Raw genomic sequence first — 2,791 nt, 5'->3', positions numbered from 1 at the left:
GTCCCCGCTGCACACCGCCCAGGCGGTGGTGGCGCTCGACCGGGCGGCGCGCGTCCTGGGCGGCGAGAGCGGCAACGCGCGCACGGCCCGCGAGGACGGTGTGCGCTGGCTGCTGGCCTGTCCGGACGCCCCGCACGACAGCTGCCTCGACCTGTCCAACCTCCGCGAGGAGATACGCAGGCCCCGTACCGACGACCCGTCCCGCCACGAGGTCCTGAACGTGCGCCACTTCACCGCCTCCTGGCTGGTCCGTGCCCTGCTCACCCCCGGCGCCCGCGCCGTCGCGCGCGAGGACGGCGTCGAGGACGAGTGGCGCGAGCTGCTGGACGGCGCGGCGAGCGCCGTGTGGGCCGGGCAGACGGACGGCATATGGACCTGGATGCGTGACGACACCAGTGAGCTGCGCCGTCCCATGTGGATGACCTACCAGGGCCTTTCGGCGCTGCGGGCGCATGCCCTGTGGAGGTACCGACCGTCGGCCGACCGCCCGGCGGCCGATCGACCGAACGGCTGAGCCGGGAGGAACGTGCATGGGTGGCCGACAGGTCCTGGCGACGCGGCGGTTGCTGGCCGGCACACTGGACGGCGGGCTGCCCGAGCACGAGCAGCTCCCGGCGGCCCGCTCGGTCGTCGCCGAACTGGGTTCCGCCGGCCGGCTGCTGGAGCTGGTCGCCGAACTGGCGTCCGGCGAGGGGGATCCGGACGGCTGCGCCCGGCTCTCGTACCGCCATGTCCTCGGCTTCGACAAGCTGCTGCTCGTCGACGGCGGTCCGCACCACATGCTGCGCGCCCACGTGTGGCATCCCGGGCGGGGCTCGATCGGCAAGGAGGACATCCACAACCACCGCTCCCCCCTCGCCTCCTGTGTCGTACGGGGACGGCTCGCGATGGAGCTGTACGCGCCCCGCGGAGACGGCGGGATCGAGGCGGACCGCTACCAGGAGTCCCTGGCGGACGGTTCGGCCGACTGGCTGCTGGAGCCGGCGGGCCCGGCCCGGCTGCAGCTCACCCAGGTCGCGGAGTACGCGGCGGGCAGCACCTACGCCCTGCCCGCGCACACCCTGCACCGGGCGTGGTGCGACACGGCGGAGCCGACGGTGACGCTCTTCCTGGAGACGGGCGGCGGCCGGCGCCGGCACACCGACGTGTTCACGGCGGCGGGGCCCCACCCGGGGGCCGTACCGAAGGTGCCGCTGGAGACGGCGGACTACCTGGGCGAACTGCACGCGCTGGCTGAGCTGCTCAGGAGTTCGTGAGGTCCTGCCCCTCCTCCTGGAGCGCGGCGGCGGGGAGGCCCAGCCGGTCGCAGACGGTGGCGAGGGTCGTTCCCAGCGGGAGCGCGACCCGGGTGCGGGCGTACTGGTCGCCCCGGGTCACATCGCGGTTGACGATCAGTACCGGCTTCCCGGCCCGGGCCGCCTCGCGGACGAACCGCAGCCCGGACATCACCGTGAGGGACGAGCCGAGGACCAGCAGCGAGGACGCCTCGCGGACCAGCGCGCGGCAGTGCTCCACCCGTTGCGGCGGAACGGCCTCGCCGAAGAAGACCACGTCCGGTTTGAGGACGCCGTCGCAGACCGCGCAGGACACCACGCGGAAGTCGCCGACCTGTTCGTCGGTGAGGTCGGCGTCGCCGTCCGGGTTGATCGCGGCGGCCACCGGCCGGAAGTCCGCGTTGGCCTCCGCCAGCCGCTCGGCGAGTTCGCGGCGGGTGCTGACGGCACCGCAGGAGAGGCAGACGACCCGTCCCAGGTTGCCGTGGAGTTCCACCACGCCGTCGCTGCCGGCGGCCTGGTGCAGGCCGTCGACGTTCTGGGTGATCACCCCCGAGAGCAGGCCGTGCCGTTCGAACGCGACCACCGCGCGGTGCCCGGTGTTGGGGCGGGCCCGGCCGAAGGTGCGCCAGCCCAGGTGGCTGCGCGCCCAGTAACGGCGCCGGTGCCGGGCGTCGGCGGTGAAGTCCTGGTAGGTCATCGGGGTGTGCCGGCTCAGACTCCCGCCCTCGCCCCGGTAGTCGGGGATGCCCGACTCCGTGGACAGGCCCGCCCCGCTCAGCACCAGCACACCGCCGGCGCCCAGCGCGTCGACGACCGGTCCCGGGTCCGTGGTGCCCGCGGGCAGGTCTTCGGCGGGGGTCCAGCTCAGGGTGGGGCGGGTGCGCATGCCGTCAGGGTACGACTCGTGCGGCTCACGGGCCTCACGGCGCGGAACGCGCCTCTTACCGGGCGCTGAGGTCGAACGACGCGTCGAGGGCCTGGCGCACGATGTCCAGGTTGTACGCGTCGATGTCGACGGTGTGCAGTTCGGCGGGGCTCAGCCAGCGGTGGGCCTGGTCCGGCTCGGGGAGGGTGATCTGTGAGGAGAGCGGCCTGACCAGGAAGTTCTCCTGCCAGTTCTTGATCTCCTGCCCGCGGTACTCGCTCATGAAGGACGATTCGCCGACCTTCCGGACGACCTCGCCGAGCAGCCCGGTCTCCTCCTTGAGCTCCCGCAGCACGCCGTCCTCGGGACGTTCGCCGGGCTCCAGCTTTCCGCAGGGCACGCCCCACACCCGGGGCAGGAACCGCTCGGTCTCACTGCGGCGCACCAGGAGGATCAGGCCCTTGCGCATCACGACGGCCGCGGCCAGTCGCTTGTTACCGGGGATGTCCATGATTCCTGGGTCCTCACCGGTCGGAGTCCACAGAGTCTTATACCCGTCAAAGGGCCAACGCTACCAGGGTGCCTGCGCCGGCGGGACCGGTTGGAGCCGGCGACCGGCACGACCGGCCCGGGGACGCCGGCCGGCGTC

Annotated in this window: 3 protein-coding genes and 1 pseudogene; 2 read left to right on the top strand and 2 right to left on the bottom strand. The window is 73.2% G+C overall.

All coding sequences use genetic code 11. The features are described 5' to 3' along the window. Nucleotides 1-514, top strand: a pseudogene (locus tag HO151_RS00155) (hypothetical protein); the annotation flags it as partial. 16 nt (nt 515-530) lie between these two features. After that, nucleotides 531-1,256, top strand: a complete 726-nt coding sequence (locus tag HO151_RS00150; protein WP_173894107.1) for a hypothetical protein — start codon at nt 531-533, stop codon at nt 1,254-1,256. Here HO151_RS00150 and HO151_RS00145 read toward each other — a convergent pair. Both HO151_RS00145 and HO151_RS00140 read right to left on the bottom strand, forming a co-directional pair. Beyond that, complete coding sequence (locus HO151_RS00145; RefSeq protein WP_173894106.1) at nt 1,243-2,163, bottom strand: NAD-dependent protein deacetylase; 921 nt, start codon at nt 2,161-2,163, stop codon at nt 1,243-1,245. The genes HO151_RS00150 and HO151_RS00145 overlap by 14 nt on opposite strands. Before the next feature lie 55 nt (nt 2,164-2,218). Beyond that, complete coding sequence (locus HO151_RS00140; RefSeq protein ID WP_173894105.1) at nt 2,219-2,653, bottom strand: NUDIX hydrolase; 435 nt, start codon at nt 2,651-2,653, stop codon at nt 2,219-2,221. Nucleotides 2,654-2,791 lie beyond the last annotated feature (138 nt).

The sequence above is a fragment of the Streptomyces sp. 8P21H-1 genome, from assembly GCF_013302945.1.
This window is presented reverse-complemented; position numbering and strand designations above follow the sequence as displayed.